The 19,678-nt window shown below is 52.8% G+C and carries 17 protein-coding genes; 15 read left to right on the plus strand and 2 right to left on the minus strand.

Annotated elements, in window-relative coordinates:
* Positions 1–12: 12 nt before the first annotated feature.
* Entirely contained in the window at positions 13–4,617 is a 4,605-nt protein-coding gene (gltB, locus tag ACFPOF_RS19780) for a glutamate synthase large subunit (RefSeq protein WP_378135773.1), read from the plus strand.
* A 222-nt stretch (positions 4,618–4,839) separates the two neighbouring features.
* Positions 4,840–4,962, plus strand: a complete 123-nt coding sequence (locus tag ACFPOF_RS19785) for a hypothetical protein (protein ID WP_378135775.1) — start codon at positions 4,840–4,842, stop codon at positions 4,960–4,962.
* A gap of 169 nt (positions 4,963–5,131) precedes the next feature.
* Here ACFPOF_RS19785 and ACFPOF_RS19790 read toward each other — a convergent pair whose 3' ends face one another.
* Positions 5,132–5,509: a helix-turn-helix domain-containing protein gene (locus ACFPOF_RS19790; protein ID WP_378135777.1), complete on the minus strand. Its 378-nt coding sequence runs from the start codon at positions 5,507–5,509 to the stop codon at positions 5,132–5,134.
* A gap of 236 nt (positions 5,510–5,745) precedes the next feature.
* On the opposite strand from ACFPOF_RS19790, the gene ACFPOF_RS19795 reads away from it, so the two are divergent.
* The 13 genes from ACFPOF_RS19795 to ACFPOF_RS19855 all read left to right on the plus strand — a co-directional run bounded on the left by ACFPOF_RS19795 (position 5,746) and on the right by ACFPOF_RS19855 (position 17,663).
* Positions 5,746–6,210: a PilZ domain-containing protein gene (locus tag ACFPOF_RS19795; protein ID WP_378135779.1), complete on the plus strand. Its 465-nt coding sequence runs from the start codon at positions 5,746–5,748 to the stop codon at positions 6,208–6,210.
* 18 nt (positions 6,211–6,228) lie between these two features.
* Entirely contained in the window at positions 6,229–7,314 is a 1,086-nt protein-coding gene (locus ACFPOF_RS19800; RefSeq protein WP_378135781.1) for an LCP family glycopolymer transferase, read from the plus strand.
* A 26-nt stretch (positions 7,315–7,340) separates the two neighbouring features.
* Positions 7,341–7,484, plus strand: a complete 144-nt coding sequence (locus tag ACFPOF_RS19805; RefSeq protein WP_378135783.1) for a hypothetical protein — start codon at positions 7,341–7,343, stop codon at positions 7,482–7,484.
* An 80-nt stretch (positions 7,485–7,564) separates the two neighbouring features.
* Positions 7,565–8,485, plus strand: a complete 921-nt coding sequence (locus tag ACFPOF_RS19810) for an ABC transporter ATP-binding protein (RefSeq protein WP_378135785.1) — start codon at positions 7,565–7,567, stop codon at positions 8,483–8,485.
* Positions 8,469–9,275 (plus strand): ABC transporter permease, encoded by an 807-nt coding sequence (locus ACFPOF_RS19815; RefSeq protein ID WP_378135787.1) that lies wholly within the window; start codon positions 8,469–8,471, stop codon positions 9,273–9,275. The genes ACFPOF_RS19810 and ACFPOF_RS19815 overlap by 17 nt, the downstream gene beginning before the upstream one ends.
* A gap of 365 nt (positions 9,276–9,640) precedes the next feature.
* Positions 9,641–10,540: a UTP--glucose-1-phosphate uridylyltransferase GalU gene (gene galU / locus ACFPOF_RS19820; RefSeq protein WP_378135789.1), complete on the plus strand. Its 900-nt coding sequence runs from the start codon at positions 9,641–9,643 to the stop codon at positions 10,538–10,540.
* Between the two features lie 85 nt (positions 10,541–10,625).
* Positions 10,626–11,219 (plus strand): sugar transferase, encoded by a 594-nt coding sequence (locus ACFPOF_RS19825; RefSeq protein ID WP_378136064.1) that lies wholly within the window; start codon positions 10,626–10,628, stop codon positions 11,217–11,219.
* Positions 11,220–11,233: 14 nt separating this feature from the next.
* Positions 11,234–12,208 carry a GDP-L-fucose synthase family protein gene (locus ACFPOF_RS19830; RefSeq protein WP_378135791.1) on the plus strand — a complete coding sequence of 325 codons (975 nt, stop codon included), beginning with the start codon at positions 11,234–11,236 and terminating at the stop codon, positions 12,206–12,208.
* A complete protein-coding gene (gene gmd / locus ACFPOF_RS19835; RefSeq protein WP_378135793.1) occupies positions 12,205–13,242 on the plus strand; it encodes a GDP-mannose 4,6-dehydratase in 1,038 nt (345 codons plus the stop codon). Before ACFPOF_RS19830 ends, gmd begins: the two co-directional genes overlap by 4 nt.
* The gene (locus ACFPOF_RS19840; protein ID WP_378135795.1) at positions 13,239–14,402 is read left to right on the plus strand and encodes a glycosyltransferase family 4 protein; all 1,164 of its coding nucleotides are present in this window, start codon (positions 13,239–13,241) and stop codon (positions 14,400–14,402) included. The genes gmd and ACFPOF_RS19840 overlap by 4 nt, the downstream gene beginning before the upstream one ends.
* Positions 14,403–14,418: 16 nt before the next feature.
* Positions 14,419–15,783: a sugar phosphate nucleotidyltransferase gene (locus tag ACFPOF_RS19845; RefSeq protein ID WP_378135797.1), complete on the plus strand. Its 1,365-nt coding sequence runs from the start codon at positions 14,419–14,421 to the stop codon at positions 15,781–15,783.
* Between the two features lie 24 nt (positions 15,784–15,807).
* Positions 15,808–17,079, plus strand: coding sequence for a glycosyltransferase WbuB (locus tag ACFPOF_RS19850; RefSeq protein ID WP_378135798.1), 1,272 nt, complete (start codon positions 15,808–15,810; stop codon positions 17,077–17,079).
* Positions 17,076–17,663: a putative colanic acid biosynthesis acetyltransferase gene (locus ACFPOF_RS19855; RefSeq protein WP_378135800.1), complete on the plus strand. Its 588-nt coding sequence runs from the start codon at positions 17,076–17,078 to the stop codon at positions 17,661–17,663. Before ACFPOF_RS19850 ends, ACFPOF_RS19855 begins: the two co-directional genes overlap by 4 nt.
* Before the next feature lie 689 nt (positions 17,664–18,352).
* Here ACFPOF_RS19855 and ACFPOF_RS19860 read toward each other — a convergent pair.
* Positions 18,353–19,663: a DUF4910 domain-containing protein gene (locus tag ACFPOF_RS19860; RefSeq protein WP_378135802.1), complete on the minus strand. Its 1,311-nt coding sequence runs from the start codon at positions 19,661–19,663 to the stop codon at positions 18,353–18,355.
* Positions 19,664–19,678 lie beyond the last annotated feature (15 nt).

Here is a 19,678-nt window from a genome sequence, read left to right on the forward strand (position 1 = left end):
GGTTGATATAGCATGATAGAGATGCATAAAGGTCTACCCATCAAACAAGGGATGTACGATCCGCAGTTTGAGAAAGACGCATGCGGCATGGGATTCGTCGCACATATTAAAGGAAAGAAATCGCATGAGATCGTCGAACAGGCGCTGACGCTGCTGTTTAACATGGAGCACCGCGGCGGTCAAGGCAGCGAGCCGAACACGGGCGACGGAGCGGGCATCTTGATGCAAATTCCGCATCGTTTCTTCCAGGCGGAGACGGAGAAACTCGGTTTTACGTTGCCGGAACCGGGCGACTACGCTGTCGCAATGGTGTTCCTGCCGAACGAAGAAGCTGTGCGCCGTAATCACGAAAGCATTTTCGAATCGATCGTTGCCAAGGAAGGTCAGACGCTGCTCGGCTGGCGTACCGTTCCGACGAACGACTCGATGCTTGGCCAATCGTCGAAGAAAGTTAAACCTTTCGTACGTCAGGCATTCATCGCGCGTTCCGAGAAGCTCTCAAGCGACATGGCATTCGAGCGCAAGCTGTATGTTATCCGTAAGCAAGCAGAGCAAGCGATTCGATTCGGCGGCATCGAAGGTGCGGATATGTTTTATTTTCCAAGTTTCTCGAGCAAGAAAATCGTATACAAAGGGATGCTGACGACGGAGCAAGTCGGTCTGTTCTATCCGGAACTGCACGAACCGACGCTGGAAACGGCACTGGCACTCGTTCACTCGCGGTTTAGCACGAACACGTTCCCGAGCTGGGAACGCGCGCATCCGTTTAACTATTTGATTCACAACGGCGAGATTAATACGCTGCAAGGCAATATCAACTGGATGCGGGCACGTCAGACGCTGTTTCAGTCAGAACTGTTCGGTGAAGACCTGGAGAAAGTTAAGCCGGTCATCGCTCCGGACGGCTCCGATACGGCAATGTTCGACAATACGTTCGAATTTATGTATTTGGCCGGCCGTTCGATGGCGCATGCGGCGATGATGATGGTGCCGGAGCCTTGGCAAAATAATGAGTTGATGGATGAAGATAAAAAGGCGTTTTACGAATACCACGCGTGTTTGATGGAACCGTGGGACGGACCGGCTGCGGTCGGCTTTACCGACGGCGTACAGATTGGTGCCATTCTTGACCGCAACGGCTTGCGTCCTGCCCGTTATTACGTGACGAAGGACGATTTGATGGTGCTCGCTTCCGAAGCAGGCGTTATCGAGCTTCCTCCGGAAGACATCGTGTTGAAGGATCGCCTTCGTCCGGGCCGCATTCTGCTTGTCGATACGAAAGAAGGCCGCATCATCTCCGATGAAGAAGTGAAGCGCGCGATCGTAACGGAGCATCCTTACCGCGAATGGCTGAACGACCATCTTGTCGATCTCGAAGACTTGCCGGAAGCGGCAGAGCTTCCGGAGCCGGATCATAGCACGGTGCAGCTGCGTCAACAAGCGTTCGGCTATTCGTTCGAAGACGTTCGCAAAATTATCGAACCAATGGCGTTGTCCGGCGTCGAGCCTCTTGCATCGATGGGGTACGACGCGCCGCTCGCTGTGCTTTCCGAGAAACCGCAGCGTCTGTTTAACTACTTCAAACAATTGTTCGCTCAAGTGACGAACCCGCCAATTGACGCCATCCGCGAAGAAGTCGTCACTTCCACGTATACGACGGTTGGACCGGAGCGCAATTTGCTGAATCCGGAGCCGGAAAGCGCGCGTCAAATTCGGCTGTACACGCCGATCTTGTCGAACGAAGAGTTCGCAAAGCTGCGCCACGTGCACCGTCCGGGCTTCAAGTCGATTACGCTGCCGATTTTCTTCGAGGCAAAGGACGGAGAAGACGGCTTACGCGCTGCGCTGAAGCTGCTGTGCGAAGCAGCGGATCGGGTTATTGCGAAAGGGCATAACATTTTGATTTTGTCCGACCGGGGCCTCGACGCTGACAATGCGGCGATTCCGTCGCTGCTTGCCGTCTCGTCGCTGCACCACCACTTGATTCGCCAAGGCACGCGGACGAAGGTCAGCATTTTGCTCGAGTCCGGCGAGCCTCGCGAAGTGCATCATTTCGCTCTGCTGCTCGGTTACGGCGTGAGTGCGGTTAACCCTTATCTGGCATTCGAGACGTTGGACGACTTGATCCGCCAAGGAATGCTGCGCAATATCTCGCATGAGAAAGCAGTCAAAAACTTCATCAAAGCGGCAACCAAAGGCGTCGTAAAAGTATTGTCCAAAATGGGTATCTCGACGATTCAGTCCTACCGCGGCGCGCAAATTTTCGAAGCGGTCGGCTTGAATACGGAAGTCATCGGCGAGCACTTTACGGGCACGGCATCCCGTATTCAAGGCGTGGGCTTCGACGTCATCGCTAGAGACACGCTCGTGGCTCACGAGCGCGCGTATTCCAAGCAGCTCGGCGCGGAGCGCGAGCTGGATTCCGGCGGCGACTATCAATGGCGCAAAGGCGGAGAAGAGCATCTCTTTAATCCGCAGACGATTCATACGTTGCAAATGGCGACGCGCACGGGCAATTACGAGACCTATAAGAAGTATTCGGCTCTTGTGCAGGGCGAATATAACGAGACGCGTACGCTTCGTTCTTTTCTGCAGTTCAAATTCGACCAGCCTCCTGTTCCGATCGAAGAAGTCGAGCCGCTCGAATCGATCTTTAAGCGGTTTAAGACGGGAGCGATGTCGTTCGGTTCGATCAGCAAGGAAGCTCACGAGGCGCTTGCGATCGCGATGAACCGCATCGGGGGCAAATCGAACTCCGGCGAAGGCGGGGAAGATCCTGCCCGTTATATTCCGGACGCGAACGGCGATTCTCGTCGCAGCGCGATCAAACAAGTGGCATCCGGTAGATTCGGCGTTACGAGTTATTACTTGTCCAGCGCGGACGAGATTCAGATCAAAATGGCGCAAGGCGCGAAGCCGGGCGAAGGCGGCCAGCTCATGGGCCGCAAAGTGTATCCTTGGGTCGCCGAAGTGCGCGGCACAACGCCTGGCGTTGGTCTGATCTCGCCTCCTCCGCACCATGATATTTATTCGATCGAGGATTTGGCGGAACTGATCCACGATCTAAAAAACGCGAACCCTCGGGCTCGCATTAACGTGAAACTAGTTTCCGAGGTCGGCGTGGGCACGATCGCGGCCGGCGTGGCGAAAGCGCGGGCTGACGTCATTCTCGTCAGCGGTTATGACGGCGGTACGGGAGCTTCCCCAATCGGCTCGATTCGCCACGCGGGCTTGCCGTGGGAGCTTGGCCTTGCGGAGACGCACCAGACGCTCATCTTGAACAACTTGCGCGACCGTGTCGTCGTCGAGACGGACGGTAAAATCATGAACGGACGCGATCTCGCCATTGCGGCGTTGCTCGGTGCGGAAGAGTATGGCTTCTCCACAGCGCCTCTTGTCGTCGTCGGCTGCATCATGATGAGAGTGTGCCAGCTCGATACTTGCCCTGTCGGCGTAGCTACGCAAAACCCTGAGCTTCGCAAGAAGTTTATGGGCGATCCGGACCAAGTCGTCAACTTCATGCGTTTCGTGGGAGAAGAGTTCCGCGAAATCATGGCGCAGCTCGGCTTCCGCACCGTCGAAGAGATGGTTGGGCGGGTCGACCGCCTAGACACGAAGGAAGCAATTGGCCACTATAAAGCCAAAGGCATCGATCTAACGCCGCTCTTGCATATGCCAGAGCTTCCGGAAGGTTCGTTCCGTTACAATGTGAAGAGCCAGCATCACTTGCTCGAGGAATCGATCGATATGATCTCGCTGCTTGATGCCGCGGCTCCGGCTTTGAACGATGGAGCACGTGTAGAAGGCACGTTCCCGGTCAAAAATACGAACCGCGTCGTCGGCACGATTGTCGGCTCTGAAGTGACAAAGCGTTACGGCAAAGACGGTTTGCCTGAAGATACGATCAAGTTCCACTTCGTCGGCACGGCTGGCCAAAGCTTCGGCGCGTTCATGCCGAAAGGGATGACGCTGACGCTCGAAGGCGACTCGAACGACTACGTCGGCAAAGGACTGTCCGGCGGTAAAATCGCCGTCTACCCTTCTGCCAAGTCATCGTTCGTGGCAGAGGATAACGTCATTATCGGCAACACGGCGTTCTATGGCGCGACAAGCGGCGAAGCCTACATTCGCGGAGTCGCGGGTGAACGGTTCGCGGTACGGAATAGCGGCGTGAACGTTGTCGTCGAAGGCGTTGGCGACCATGGCTGCGAATATATGACTGGCGGACGCGTTGTTATCCTTGGCAAGACGGGCCGCAACTTCGCAGCCGGTATGTCCGGCGGCATCGCTTACGTCATCGATTGGGACGGACGGTTCGTCGACCGCTGCAACTTCGAGATGGTATCGCTGGAAGCGATCGAGGATGCAACGGAAGCTTCAGAAGTACGGACGATGATCGAGAAACATGTAGCTGCTACGGGAAGCGATCTCGGAAGCCGCGTGCTGGAAGACTGGCCGAACATGCTCGCCAAATTCGTGAAAATCATTCCGAAAGACTACAAGCGGATGCTTGAACAAATCGCCAAAGTCGAAGCAAAAGGCTTGAGCGGGGAAAAGGCGTTGCTCGCCGCATTCGAGGCGAACATGAGGGAGCTTTCCCGCGTGAGCGGCAACTAAACGCTTAACGAAGGCGATAGCTAAAAAAATAAAACCGGAGAGGCGCGCAAGTGCGTTTCTCCGGTTTTTGCGCTTGTCCGCGTTAAAGCGGGACTACTTCGACAAAACTTCCGAAAAAACAATTGTAAAATGGTCCCATTACTCGACACCCTCCGCAAGTCCTATCTTTTATACTGTTCCTAGTGAATTTATCCAGAATCAAGAGAGGGTTTGGGAGCGGAGATGGAAAAGGAAACACCGATGGGCACCGAAGTGATGAAGCAGCCGTTGGAAGTGGACATCCGCAAGATTCTGGAACAGCTAGGCATTCGGGAAGACAAGTGGAAGGAATTCTCGAATCACTGATCGGATACGAGAAAACTTAGAACAACTACATACGTGTAAGCGGCAACATCAAATAACCTGTAAGGAATGGATGGAAGATCATCCGTTCTTCACAGGTTATTTTGCAGTTTAGCCTCTATCACAAAAAAACGGCTCACCGCCATCATGCGGGGAGCCGTTTTTTGTATGATCAGGAATTCATGTTCCGCTCGGCCCTTACGAAAGCGATAAACCTGCGCGATTCCTCCGGCGACAGCTTGCGGCCGTCGACCGTAAGTGCAAAGTGATCGAGCAATTGCTCGTCCGATAGCTCGAGCTGAAGCTCGTCGGCGAATTGCCGAACTTCTGCATCCATGGTGAGGTTCGCGTGCGGCGTACGTCCTACGAGATAATCGATGGAGACATGGAACAGATCGGCGACTTTGCCGAGCGTCTCTGTGTCCGGCTCCCTGCGGTTTTTCTCGTAATGCGACAATGCGGCACGCGAGATACCGAGGGATGATGCTAATTCCTCTTGGGTCAAGCCGCGTTGGTCCCTTAGAAATGCGAGACGGCTGCCGATGTTCATCATATCCCTCCAATTATTCCTTTGCTTTTATCATAATATGGATACACAACAAATGCATTAAATGCGACAAAATGTCGCACAAAAATGTAGCATTTTTAGCATAGCCAAAATAAAAAATGAATAAACACTAGGTAAAAACCGCATTGTAATCGCATCTTGACATGTTACAAATTGTATCGTAAAGTAAATCGTGAAACGACGATACGTATTGTAACTAAAATGATTGCGGTGATGGGATGGAACGGGAAGCGGAAAAAGGGACGAATAGAAGAGAGCACGTTCGTTTCGAGATGAACGTACCTCTATTCGCCGAGTTGTCGTTAAACAGCGTCGGAGGCCGCGAAATGGGGAGCCGCAAACAACGGGTTATCATTCGAAACGTAAGCTTTGGCGGATGTTGCTTCTCGACATTTTTGCGAATGCCCGTCAGGGACGATGTTGAATGGACTTTAAAACTAATATTAGGCCATTATCCCGCGACACTTAGAGGTGTTATCGTGCACTCGGGGGAGGCAGATGGCTTGTTTCAATATGGGGTTCGTTGGACGCTGACCGAGCTTGAGCGGCAAACGCTGCATTACCGACTAAACGACTACGTTCGGAACGTGCTCGTCCGCAGCCCGCATATCCATACGATCTACAAGCAATTGACCCGGAAGTACGAGAGCGGCAAGTTCAAGAAGTTTGACGTCACTTCCTAGACGAAGGGTGGATAGGTTATGACTAAGAAACGCGTGATCAAAATCGCACTTTATACAGTATCGTCACTTGTTGCAATCGGGCTGCTGACGGGCTGTTATGTCTGGTACTCGATGGATAAGACGATGAAGGCGATGTATGAACCGCTGCCTTCGTCGCAATGGGTTGAACCGACTTTCGAGAAGGAGCCGGACTTATCGGAGACAGGCGGGGGCGAAGTAGCCACACAAGACACTAACGATGCGAACGAACAGTCCAAGCCGCCTAAGGCTGGTGCAGTCGTTCCCGTCTCATCCGTCGCACCGGATGCATCGTCAAAAACGTCGCTAAGCGAGAAAGAGGTGCAGCGGATTCGCAACCCTAACCTCGGTGACGAAGATCCTTTTACCTTATTATTGCTAGGCGTAGATGAACGGGAAGGGGATCGCGGGAGAAGCGATTCGATGATCTTGTTGACCGTGCAGCCGAAGACGGGATCGGCACTAGCGCTTTCTATTCCGCGTGACACAAGAACGGTAATGCCCAACTCGGGCAAGTACGATAAGATCAATCACGCTTATGCCTTCGGGGGAACTTCTTTGTCCGTCCAAGCTGTCGAACAGTTATTCGGAGTCCCTGTCTCCTATTATATGAAGACGAATATGGAAGGTTTCGTGAATATGATCGATATTCTCGGCGGAGTGGACGTGAACAGTGACAGAGCTTTCGAGTTCGGCGGAGAATATTTTGAACCCGGACCGCAGCATTTGAACGGTACGAGAGCTCTCGCTTTTAGCCGTATGCGCAAGGAAGATCCTCATGGAGACTTCGGACGGACATCGCGCCAGCGCCAAGTGCTGTCCGATGCGATCGACAGAGTCGTCAGCGTGGGCTCCGTCACGAAGCTGCCGAAGCTGCTGTCCCAGCTCTCGCAATACGTCCGGACCAATTTGACTTCGGGGGACATGGTCGATCTAGCGTTAAACTATCGCCCGACGGTGAAGAACGTGAAGACCCTCAACCTGCAAGGACAGGGCAAGATGATCGGCGGTATCTATTACTATACCGTAACGCCGGAAGCGAGGCAGGCGATACAGAAGGAAATGCTGGAGCACCTCGGATATTAAACGATTGCATATAAAGGAGAATCGATATGGAGCATAATGTATTGTTTTATTGCGTGAAGTGCGAACAGTTAAAAACGTTGGAACAGGCGGGGGTCGTATTCCGGACAGGGTATTTCCGCAATCTGTATCCGCTCGGCTGCTGCGTCGCTTGCGGCAACGTATCCAGATAAAGTTTGTATAAAATCGAAGCGCCAGGGGAAAAGAATGGGTATAATCGTATTGATCTCATTCTATTGGCGGAGGTTAACTTATGGCAGAATCCACAGTCGTACGCTTGCAGGACGTGACGAAAGTCATCGGCGGGCGTACGATTATCGATCGCGTTTCTTTCGAGATTCGCCCGGGCGAAGTATTCGGGTTTCTCGGACCGAACGGGTCGGGTAAAACGACAACGATTCGAATGATTGTTGGTTTGATGGCAATGACATCGGGAGATATCCGGATCGGCGATCTTAGCGTGCGGACGGAATTCGCGAAAGCGATCGTTCAAGTCGGCGCTATCGTGGAAAACCCGGAGATGTATAAGTTCCTGACGGGTTACGATAATTTGCTGCACTACGCTCGGATGAATCCTTCCATTACGAAAGAACGAATTCAGGAAGCCATTGAGCTTGTCGGGCTTCAAGGGCGTATTCACGACAAGGTCAAGAAGTATTCGCTTGGCATGCGGCAACGACTCGGCGTCGCGCAAGCGATTATGCATCGTCCGAAGCTGCTCGTGCTGGACGAGCCGACTAACGGCCTCGATCCGGCGGGTATTCGCGAGCTTAGAGATTATCTACGCCGTCTTGCTCAGGATGAAGGGACGGCAGTACTTGTGTCCTCACATTTGCTGTCCGAGATGGAACTGATGTGCGACAGAGTCGCCATTCTCCAGAAGGGGAAAATTATCGACGTTCGCTCGATTCGCGGAGAGAACGCGGTATCCGCCGTCGCCGACGAAGTCCAGTTCGAGATTGACCGCCCGGACGCGGCGCTTGGCCTATTGGTAGGCGAGGACAAGGCGCGCATCGAAGACGGCTTGTTGACGCTTGTAGCAGATCGCGCCGGCATCGCCGGTATCAACCGCAAGCTCGTCGAAGCCGGCTTTAATGTGTACGGCATTCGCGCCAAAACGAAATCGCTCGAAGATCAGTTCCTCGAGATGACGGGGAGTGAGACGGTTGGCTAATTTCTTAAAGCTCGTTCAGAACGAGAACATGAAAATATACAAGCGGATCCGGACTTGGATTATGCTCGGGATCGTTGTCGGAGCACCAATCTTAATTTCATTAGGTGTATTGATGACGAATGGTTCCAATGCCTCGTCTAGTTGGTCTATGATGTCAGTCGAATCGCTGATATCCTTGAGCCTGTCAACGATATTTACCGTCGTAGTCGCGTCCGAGACGGTTGCAGGCGAATTTACTTGGGGGACAATCAAATTATTATTGATTCGACCGTGGAGTCGATCTGCAATACTGTTATCCAAATATTTATCGACAATGCTTTTCGGTTTGATTTTTTTCATCGCAACATACATTGTTACATTATTGATTAATATGGCTATATTCGGCAGTTCCGACAAAACGGATATTCTTGCTACAATCTCAGGTATGTCCAATATGGAGTACATGCTGAATTATTATTTATATCGCTTTATTAGTTTGATTATCATTGTGACGTTTAGCTTCATGCTCTCTTCGGCATTCCGTAGCAGCGGATTGGCGATCGGTTTGGCCATTTCGATATTATTTGCGGGTTCAATTGTTACTGGGCTGCTTTCAATGTCTGATAAGAAATGGGTGGAGTATATTTTGTTTATGCACCTGGATCTTACAGCTTATATTAATCAGCCGGCAGGACCGTTCAATAATCACCCGATGTCGCTCGGATTTTCTCTGGCCGTTCTGGCCGGATATTTTATTTTGTTTAACCTCGTGTCTTGGACGGTGTTCCGGAAACGGGACGTGGCGGCGTAACGTTCGTTATGCTTTGTTACCGCCATTATGAACACGAGAAATCGAAGTAAACGCTACCATGTATGGGCCTTGCGGCACTCCCCGCAGGGCCTTTTTGTTTTGAAACAAAACGTCGCAAAAATGCGAGAATTTACCTATTTTCGTCTTGACATGCTACAATTCGTATCTTATTGTAAGTAATATACGCATGCTCTTACGTGAAGGGAAATCAAGCTTCAACGTCTGAACGGAAAGAGATGATAAGTGACTGTTACGATCCATCACGTTATTTCGCAACAGTCCCCAAGGGACAGCCCTTGCCTCGAATGATACAAAATGTATCAACGGAAGATTTGCGTATCAGATGAACAAAGGAGCGTGCAAGGATGAGCGAGAGGCCAAGAAAAGTAAAAAAGGCGATTATTCCTGCAGCCGGATTGGGCACTCGTTTTCTTCCGGCTACGAAAGCGATGCCGAAGGAAATGTTGCCGATCATCGACAAACCAACGATCCAGTACATCGTCGAAGAAGCCGTTCAATCGGGCATCGAAGAAATTCTTATCGTGACGGGGAAGGGGAAGCGGGCGATCGAAGATCATTTCGACAGCCACTTCGAACTGGAGCATACGCTTTTCGAGAAAAACAAGCTGAAGCTTCTGGAAGAGGTCAAACGCTCCTCGAGTCTTGTGGACATTCATTACATACGGCAACGGGAACCGCTTGGCTTAGGGCATGCAATCTGGTGCGCCAGAAAGTTCATCGGCAACGAACCTTTCGCGGTCCTGCTTGGCGACGATATCGTACAGGCGGAAACGCCGTGCTTGAAGCAACTGATGCTCCAGTACGAGTTTACGCAGAAATCGATAATCGGTGTTCAGCCCGTTCCGATGGTTGAAACTCACCGCTACGGCATTGTGGAAACCGACGAGAGGCACGGAAGGTTAGCCGGCATCTCGAGAATCGTGGAGAAACCGCCGTGGGGCACAGTATCGTCCAACCTGGCTGTGCTGGGGAGATATATTTTGACGCCGGATATTTTCGCTTTGCTGGAGCAGTTGCCGCCGGGAACCGGAGGAGAAATCCAACTGACCGACGCCATTCAACAGTTGAATTTGGCCGACCGCGTGTATGCCTATCAGTTCGAAGGAAGGCGATACGACGTCGGCGAGAAGCTCGGGTTTATTTTGACGACGTTGGACTTTGCCCTTCGGAACGAGGACCTGAAACATCCGCTGATCGAAGCGTTGGAGCAAATCGTCGACGGGTTGAAAACTCAAAAAATATAAAAGAATCGCGCAAGGAGTGTACGGAATGAGCGTCAGGGAAGCTGATCTGGATATCGAAGTGACGAGGGTAACCGTTCGCCAGGACATGATCAAACGGACGATGGACATTATTTTGGCAGTCATCGGCATTCTCTTCGTTACTCCGATATTCCTCATGATCGCGGTCGCCATTAAAATCGAGGACCCTAAGGGGAAAATCCTTTTCAAGCAAATTCGGGTAGGCAAGGACGGCAAAACGTTCTGGATGTACAAGTTCCGTTCGATGGTCAGCGATGCGGACAAGAAGCTGCAGGATTTGCTGCATCTCAACGAAACGAGCGGGGCGCTGTTCAAGATGAAAGACGACCCGCGAGTTACGAAAGTAGGGAAGTTCATTCGGCGAACTAGCCTTGATGAGCTGCCGCAGTTCGTCAACGTTTTACGCGGGGAGATGAGCATGGTAGGGCCAAGGCCTTCCCTGCCGAGAGAAGTCGCCGAATACTCCGCCTATGATCTGCAACGGCTTAAAGTCGTACCTGGCTGCACGGGGCTCTGGCAAGTAAGCGGGCGCAGCACGATCGATTTCAAGGGAATGGTCGAGCTTGATTTGACCTATATTCGTCAACGTTCGGTATGGCTCGATATCAAATTGATTTTTCGTACGGTCGGTGTGCTCGTCGGAACTAAAGATGCTTATTGAAACGAGGTATTCAGGTGGAAACAAACGCGAGAATCTATGTCGCCGGTCATAAAGGCATGGTCGGCTCGGCGATCGTCAGAAATTTAGCACAAGACGGATATTCGAATCTCGTGTACCGGACGAGCGGCGAGCTCGACTTGCGGGACGCTGGTGCGGTGAAGCGGTTTTTCGAACGGGAAAAAATCGAGTACGTTTTCCTGGCGGCGGCCAAAGTCGGAGGAATAGCAGCGAATCGGGACTATCCGGGGGATTTCATCCGTGACAATCTGCTCATCCAGACGAACGTCATCGATGCGGCGTATACGTACGGCGTTCGCAAGCTTCTGTTTCTGGGTAGCAGTTGTATTTACCCGAAATTCGCGTCGCAGCCGCTGAAGGAAGAGTATCTGATGAGCGGTCCCCTCGAACCGACAAACGAAGCTTACGCGATCGCCAAAATCGCCGGCATTCAAATGTGCCAGTCCTACAACCTTCAGTATGGAACGAATTTTATTTCTCTGATGCCCACCAATCTGTACGGGCCGTTCGACAATTTCGATACGCGAACGTCACACGTGCTGCCGGCATTAATAAGGAAAATGCACGATGCCAAGCTATCCGATGCCAAAGCGGTGGAAATATGGGGGACGGGAAAGCCTTACCGGGAGTTCCTTCACGTCGACGATTTGGCGGACGCCTGCGTGTTCCTGATGAATCGGTACAACGGCAACGATATCGTTAACGTTGGAACGGGAAAAGACATGACGATCCGCGATCTGGCTTATCTCGTGAAAGAGGTCGTCGGTTATTCGGGTGAATTGGTTTTTAACCCGGAGATGCCGGACGGCACGCCGAGAAAGCTGCTTGACACCGGGAAGCTGAACGAGCTCGGGTGGCAACCTGGCATTTCGCTGAAGGACGGTTTGGAAAGCACCTACGCTTGGTACGTGACAGACGCGGCAGAGGGACAAATTACGGCTCCGGCCAGCGAATATGAGGAGGCACTATGAAAAGTGCGCTAATCACCGGCATAACCGGTCAAGACGGCTCTTATTTGGCGGAATTTCTGCTCGAGAAAGGTTATCGCGTCTTCGGTTTGCGGAGACGCACGAGCACGCCCAATTATACAAATATCGAACATATTTTGGACCGTATCCAGATTATCGACGGAGATTTGTCCGACTTAAGCTCATTAATTCGCGCAGTACAGCTGGCGAATCCGGATGAAGTGTATAATCTGGCCGCCCAGTCCTATGTGGAAACTTCATGGTCCCAACCGCTGCTGACGAGTGAATTCACGGCTGTCGGCACGACAAACATGCTGGAGGCCGTTCGGCTGATCAAACCTTCGGCCCGTTTCTATCAAGCTTCCAGCAGTGAGATGTTCGGCAAAGTGGTTGAAACTCCGCAAAAGGAGTCCACTCCCTTTTACCCGCGGAGCCCTTACGGCGTATCGAAAGTATACGCGCATTGGATGACCGTTAACTATCGGGAAAGCTTCAACATGTACGCCTGCTCGGGCATTTTGTTTAATCACGAATCTCCGCGCCGTGGGATCGAATTCGTAACCCGCAAAGTGACGAATGCGGTCGCGCGCATTAAGCTCGGCTTGCAGACGGAGCTGCGAATGGGCAATCTCGAAGCGCGCAGAGACTGGGGCTTCGCCGGAGATTACGTACAGGCCATGTGGCTGATGCTCCAGCAAGAGACGCCGGACGATTACGTTGTCTCTACCGGAGAAACCCATTCCGTCAGAGAACTGCTGGAAGTCGCCTTCTCGTACGTCGGCCTGGATTACCGCGATTACGTCGTGAACGACGAACGGTTCCATCGGCCTGCTGAAGTCGATCTGTTGCTCGGAGAGTGTGCTAAAGCTTGCGAACGGCTGGGATGGGAGCGGAAAGTCGGGTTCGTGCAGCTCATTCAGATGATGGTCGATTCGGACTTGCGGCTCAACCGGACGAAAATGAACGATTCGATCGCGGAAGGAAAGTTGGAGCTTTCCAATCCCCTCGTGGCTGCGGGCTGGAGCGGGAATCCATGATCGACGTCCTCTTCGTCACGAATATTCCGTCTCCCTACCGGGTGGAGTTTTTTAACGAGCTCGGTAAGCATTGCAATTTGACTGTCTGGTTCGAGGCAAAGTCCGAATCGAACCGTCAGTGGGACGTCGGCGAAGACGGGATGAATTTCAAATATGAATTTCTGAAAGGGTTCACGTTAGGCCTCGATAAACACGTGAATTGGAACATTATTCGCAAATTGAAGGAAAAAAGATTCGACCTGTATGTCATGGGTTGCTACAGCTCTCCGACGGAAATGGCGGCGATCGCTTGGCTAAACGCAAACAAGATTCCGTTCGTGCTCAATTCCGACGGCGGTTTCATCGCCGAAGGAGAAAGCGGTTGGAAGCGAAAGCTCAAAACCCGTTTTATTGCGACCGCCAGCGGATGGCTCTCGTCGGGCAAAACCTGCACGGACTACTTGCTTCACTATGGAGCGAGGAAGGAGAACGTCTACGAGTACCCATTCGCTTCATGCACTTACAACGAAGACGAGCTCGCGCCGATGTCTGACGCAGACAAAGACGCATTCAAACGCGCGGAAGGTTTGCAAGGCAAAGTCATTTTATCGGTCGGGCAGTTCATTCCCCGCAAAGGATTGGACGGCATGATCGGCAGCCTTGCCGACCTCCGGCTTGAGGATACGACAGTTGTTGCGATCGGCGGCGGCCCGTTGAAGGAACGGTATACCGAAATCGCACGCGAGAAAAAGATGGAGCATCTGGTGCTTAAAGATTTCATGAACCGGGAAAGCTTGCTTTCCTACTACAAAGCGGCGGATCTGTTCGTATTGCCGACCCGTTACGACGTATGGGGTCTCGTGATCAACGAGGCGATGACATTCGGCTTGCCGGTTGTGACAACGAAAGGGGCGGGGGCTTCGCATACGCTTGTCGAGGAAGGCGTCAACGGTTACGCGGTAGAAGTGGACGACTACGGCGCATTGGGCCGAAGATGCGCGGCGCTGCTGGCCAACGACGATCTGAGAAGCCGTTTCGGAGCGGCGAGCAGACGGAAGGCGGAAGCTTATACGATCGCGCGTATGGCGGAAAGGCATGTCGAAATTTTTCGGAACGAGACGTTAAGAAGGAAACGCGCTCCGTCCGCCGGAAGCCCCGGAGAAGCGGCTAGAGCGCTATAGAATGGAGATGACCGGCATGAAAATCATTTTGCTGTCGGGTGGCTCCGGCAAGCGGCTGTGGCCGTTATCCAATGAAGCGAGATCCAAGCAATTTCTGAAAATTCTCCGAAATTCCGACGGGCAGATGGAATCGATGCTCCAGCGGGTATGGCGGCAATTGAGCAACGTTGGCTTGGCCGAAAGCACACTGTTTGCGACGAGCGGCAATCAAGTCGACATGATTAAGCAGCAAGTCGGGACGGATGCCCGAATCATTGTTGAGCCGGAGCGAAGGGATACGTTTCCCGCCATTGCTCTTGCTTCGGCTTATCTATATTCGAACCTTGGCGTTGATCCGGGAGAAACGGTCATTGTGCTGCCCGTCGACGCCTATGTCGAAGACGGTTTCTTCGAGAATCTGCGACAGTTAAATGCAGTGCTGGATCGTTCCGAAGCCTCTTTGGCGTTGATTGGCGTGCAACCGACGTACCCATCCTCCAAATACGGCTATATCGTTCCGGAGCCTTCGGCCTCGCTAGAGGATCCATATGCGAAGGTGTGCAGCTTCCGCGAGAAGCCGAGCGAGGAGGAAGCCGAACGGCTGATCGGGGAGCACGGTGCGTTGTGGAATTGCGGCGTATTCGCTTTCCGTCTGGAAAGCGTCATCGAGCGGTTATACGAGTACGAAGTGCCGCTTCAGTACGAACTGCTGGCGAAAAAGTACACAGAGCTGAAAAAGACAAGCTTCGATTACGAAATCGTAGAACGAAGCGACAATATCGTCGTTATGCCTTACAAAGGTTATTGGAAAGATCTTGGCACATGGAACACGCTTACGGAAGAGATGGCAGTCTCCCAGATCGGTAAAAGCGTGCTTAGCGAAGATTCGCATAACACTCACATCATTAACGAGATGCAAGTGCCGGTCACGGTGCTCGGCCTTTCCAACATTATCGTTGCTGCCAGCCCGGACGGCATTCTCGTATCCGACAAGGCGGCGAGCCCTAGGTTAAAAGAATTCATTTTGTTCGACCAGCGCCCGATGTATCAAGAGCACGAATGGGGATGCTCCAGGGTGCTCGATCATCATCGTTTAACCGAGGGGGGCGAGGTGCTGACTTCGCGTATTTCCGTCATGGCGGGCAAGCAGACTCCCGTCGAAGCGCATTTTCGTAGAACCGAGATCTGGAACGTGCTAAGCGGTGCCGGTGAGGCGTATGTAGACGGCAAGATTATCGCACTTGCATCCGGCTCGGTCATCCAGATTCCGCCAAGAGCGAGGCACGGGCTCAAAGCCAATACCGAAATGGAATTGGTGGAAATCCGGACAGGAGAAACGTTTGACGAAGAAGATGTCGTCGAGTTTGCATTGAAGTGGGGAGAAACGGAAACAGCCGTATAGCGGAGAATCGGGAGATGACACGGAATGGCTCGCAAGCCGCGAAAAGAAAAAATATTGCTGTACAGCATCAATTTTGCTCCTGAACTGACAGGGATCGGCAAATACAATGGCGAGATGGTGAAATGGCTGACGGACAACGGCTTCGATGTCCGCGTCGTGACGGCGCCGCCCTACTACCCGCAATGGCGAGTGCAGGAAGGATATTCGCCGTACCGATATGCGTCCGAACTTTGGCATGGCGCCAAAGTGATTCGCTGTCCGGTGTGGGTGCCGAAGAACGGTTCGGGAGCAAAGCGGTTGCTTCATTTATGCTCTTTCGCCTTGTCGAGCATTCCGATGCTCCTCAGGCACATGTTGTGGAGACCCGACATGTGTTTGGTCGTGGAACCGCCGATTGTTTTGTCGCCGATGGTCGTATTGCTTGCCAAAATACTCCGCGTACGCACATGGCTGCATGTCCAGGATTTCGAAGTGGACGCGGCGTTCGAACTTGGGTTGCTGCCTGGCGGCGGCAAACTCAGATCTATCGTTACCAAGGCCGAGAGCTGGCTGATGAGACGATTCGACAGAGTGTCCTCGATCAGCGAGCCGATGACGCATCGTCTTCGCAAAAAAGGAGTACCCGAGCATAAAACAGTGTTATTTCCCAACTGGGTCGACACGGAAGTGATTCGCCCATTGCCCCCGGAAGAGAGAAGCGCGTATCGCCGGAAATCCGGTTACCGGGACGAAGATTTAATCGTGCTCTACTCGGGAAACATGGGAGAAAAGCAAGGGCTCGAGACGGTGTTGGATACCGCCGAGAAACTTCGCTTCATCAGCAAAATCGTGTTTATTCTTTGCGGCGACGGCGTTGCGAAGAAAAAACTCGTCGAGCAAGCGAGCTCGCGCAAGCTAAGTAATGTGAAATTTATGGAGCTGCAGCCAGCCGAGCGGCTGAACGAGTTGCTGAACATGGCGGATGTGCACTTGCTTATGCAGAAAAAAAATGCGTCCGATCTCGTCATGCCGTCCAAGCTGACCGGTATGATGGCGAGCGGCAAGGCGGTTATCGCGATGGCGGAGCCTTCAACGGCGGTGCATACCGTCATCGTTCGGTCCGGCGCAGGCGTTATCGTTCCTCCGGAAGATGCGGACCGGCTTGCTATTGCGATCAAGTCGCTTTCGGAAGAGGCGGACAAGAGAGCGGTGTGCGGATCGCAAGCGAGAGAGTATGCGCTCACGAACGTCGGTTATCATGCCGTCATGCATAAATTCAAGCAAAGGCTAAGCGAGATTGGGGTGAACGCGGAATGATCGACGAGATTCGGCTGGATCTCTACGAGCAGCGGGGGTATTCCAGAGGAAGAAGCGGAATATACGTCATGCTGTGGTGGTTCGTGCAGGCGACGCTCTTTCGCTGTTCTCCTCAACCGATGTATCGCTGGCGCAGGATGTTGCTGCGGATGTTCGGGGCCGATATCGGCCAAGGGGTCAAAATCAGGCCGTCGGCGAGAATTACATACCCGTGGAAAGTGAAGATCGGCGATCATTCGTGGATCGGCGACCAGGCCGAGTTGTATAGTCTGGATGCCATTACGATCGGAAGGCAATGCGTCGTTTCACAGAATAGTTATTTGTGCACCGGAAGTCACGATATGGTCGATCCGAAGTTTTCCTTGATCGTCAAGCCGATTTGCGTCGAAGACGGCGCATGGATTGCGAGCGATGTGTTCGTGTATCCTGGCGTAACCGTTGGGCGGATGGCCGTCGTGGCGGCGCGAAGCACGGTGCTCCGGAGCGTTCCCGCCGGAGAAGTGCATGCGGGTTCCCCCGCCAAATACTTGCGGCCGCGGTTCGACGCGGTCAGCAACGAAGTGGCGGCGACGAGCGGGGCGTGATTTGAAGGAGTGGAACTGAAGTTAAGCTGCCGTTGCTCGGCGGCTTTTTTGTGTTTTGGCGCGCTCGTTGCTGGGAGGCCCGTGCGGGGAGTGTACGAGAGTGACTGTCGATTAATTGTTTTGGTAAGACATTTTAAATCCCCCACACAAAAATCGACCTTAGAGGAAGACGCTCAGAATTAATCGGCAGTCTCAAAAGTCGAATAACTCACTCTCGGGTGAAGCTCTCTGCAGGCAGTTGCTCGAAAAAGTCGAACATCTCGCCCTCGGAAGAGGCTCACGGCAGGCAGTTGCTCGAAAAAGTCGAACATCTCGCCCTCGGAAGAGGCTCGCGGCAGGCAGTTGCTCGAAAAAGTCGAACATCTTGTACTCGGAAGAGGCTCGCGGCAGGCAGTTGCTCGAAAAAGTCGAACATCTCGTACTCGGAAGAGGTTCGCGGCAGGCTGTTGCTCGAAAAAGTCGAACACCTCACTCTCAGAAGAGGCACGTTGCTGGCCGTTGCTCGAAAAAATCGAACATCTCGCTCTCGGGAGAGTCTCGCTGAAGGCCGTTGCTCATTTTAAGTCGTTGGTTTTAAATTAATTGACAGTCTCTGAGAGCGAGTACCTCGGGGCTCGGAGTCGCGTGCGGAAAGGAATTAGTGCGCAAAAGCCTCCAGTTCGCTGACCGGAGGCTTTAGCGAGGAGAAACTAGCCGATCTGAGAGACGGCCAGATCGAAGCTGAAGCGATCGATTTTGCGGAGCAGGCCACATTGTTCCAAAGCTAGCGCGGGCTCGTGAAGTGTACTGCCGACAACTCCAAGTTTCTCGGCGATATCAATCAAATCCCGCTTCCCGTCGCTGAAGGCGATCAAATTGGTAATGGCGGCGATTCGGCGTTTCTGTTCCTCCGTGCGGTTGCCTCCGGTATACGGGTACAATCCACGCTTGTCCAACTTCGGTTCCCCGTAGATGTGGAGGCAGGTGTACGTTTCATTCGCTTCGAGCGTCTCGATGATGTCGATGTACATCTGCACGGTTTCTTGCAGCGCCTCCTCGGAGATGAGAGTCCGATTGTCCAGCGATGTATGGTATTCCGGATATTTATCGTACATCGTCCGCATCAGACTGCCGACAGGCAACCGAAAACCTTCGCTGCAATATTGTCGTTCGTCGCTGCCAAAGGGGTTCCACTCGACAATCTCGTAAGGTTTGCCCGATTGCTTCAGCACGTGGATGGCTGCTTTGTCCGCGAGCGTATCGCCTCTTTTGCTCTTTTTGTACGTGAAGCTTTCTCCGTGCCCTGTACAGGTGACGACGTATCCGGCAGCGACTTTTGATTTCATCCGTTCACCATGCTGGCTCAAGTAAAGCAATGCCCCGATCGTCTCCGGCACATAGAGGAATCGATAGCTGTATTTAAGCCCTCCCCGCTGTGCCAAGTAACGGTACACGGCGGTTTGCACGAGCGGTCCGGACAGCTCGTTGATCGCCATGGACGGGTGGCAGACGTACGTCGAGAGCAAAATTTCCTCTTCCGTAGCGCCAGGCAAATAGCCTTCCCCGATCGTCATGAAGCCGTCTTCCAGATCGGCGTCGATATACACTTCATAGCTGTCGTCGGTGAATTCTCCGAGCCGGTCATGCTCGATGCAGAACCCCCAATTTTCCTTGTAGTAAGACATCATATACGGAATCGCATTCGGCAGGTCGGGGCGCGTGTGAAGATGCGCCATCAACTCTTCGCGGGAAACGATGCCTTGGAACGGCACGCTATACCCCATCAGATGCAAATTATTGTCGGCGAAATCAATCAGCTTGCGTCCATGACTATCTTTGACGTACGCGGTGCGCACGTTCCACTCTTTGGGTACCTCCCAATCGAAACACGGCGTTCCCGTCTTGTATTCCCGAAGCTCTATCGGTACGCTCTCGCCGAGAATGCGAAGCGATTCCCTGACTCCGTTGCCTGTAATACTGCGATTGATCGGAAACAACCGATCGAACAAGTCCATTAACATGCGTTGATTCTCCTC

The sequence above is a fragment of the Cohnella soli genome (genome assembly GCF_042655525.1).
In the GTDB taxonomy this organism is placed as follows: Bacteria; Bacillota; Bacilli; order Paenibacillales; family Paenibacillaceae; genus Cohnella; species Cohnella soli.

Bases quoted from the DNA above. Each gene is read 5' to 3' on its own strand.
- gltB (WP_378135773.1), top strand. From the start codon at position 13: ATGATAGAGATGCATAAAGGTCTACCCATCAAACAAGGGATGTACGAT.
- ACFPOF_RS19785 (WP_378135775.1), top strand. From the start codon at position 4,840: ATGGAAAAGGAAACACCGATGGGCACCGAAGTGATGAAGCAGCCGTTG.
- ACFPOF_RS19790 (WP_378135777.1), bottom strand. From the start codon at position 5,509: ATGAACATCGGCAGCCGTCTCGCATTTCTAAGGGACCAACGCGGCTTG.
- ACFPOF_RS19795 (WP_378135779.1), top strand. From the start codon at position 5,746: ATGGAACGGGAAGCGGAAAAAGGGACGAATAGAAGAGAGCACGTTCGT.
- ACFPOF_RS19800 (WP_378135781.1), top strand. From the start codon at position 6,229: ATGACTAAGAAACGCGTGATCAAAATCGCACTTTATACAGTATCGTCA.
- ACFPOF_RS19805 (WP_378135783.1), top strand. From the start codon at position 7,341: ATGGAGCATAATGTATTGTTTTATTGCGTGAAGTGCGAACAGTTAAAA.
- ACFPOF_RS19810 (WP_378135785.1), top strand. From the start codon at position 7,565: ATGGCAGAATCCACAGTCGTACGCTTGCAGGACGTGACGAAAGTCATC.
- galU (WP_378135789.1), top strand. From the start codon at position 9,641: ATGAGCGAGAGGCCAAGAAAAGTAAAAAAGGCGATTATTCCTGCAGCC.
- ACFPOF_RS19825 (WP_378136064.1), top strand. From the start codon at position 10,626: ATGATCAAACGGACGATGGACATTATTTTGGCAGTCATCGGCATTCTC.
- gmd (WP_378135793.1), top strand. From the start codon at position 12,205: ATGAAAAGTGCGCTAATCACCGGCATAACCGGTCAAGACGGCTCTTAT.
- ACFPOF_RS19840 (WP_378135795.1), top strand. From the start codon at position 13,239: ATGATCGACGTCCTCTTCGTCACGAATATTCCGTCTCCCTACCGGGTG.
- ACFPOF_RS19845 (WP_378135797.1), top strand. From the start codon at position 14,419: ATGAAAATCATTTTGCTGTCGGGTGGCTCCGGCAAGCGGCTGTGGCCG.
- ACFPOF_RS19850 (WP_378135798.1), top strand. From the start codon at position 15,808: ATGGCTCGCAAGCCGCGAAAAGAAAAAATATTGCTGTACAGCATCAAT.
- ACFPOF_RS19855 (WP_378135800.1), top strand. From the start codon at position 17,076: ATGATCGACGAGATTCGGCTGGATCTCTACGAGCAGCGGGGGTATTCC.
- ACFPOF_RS19860 (WP_378135802.1), bottom strand. From the start codon at position 19,663: ATGTTAATGGACTTGTTCGATCGGTTGTTTCCGATCAATCGCAGTATT.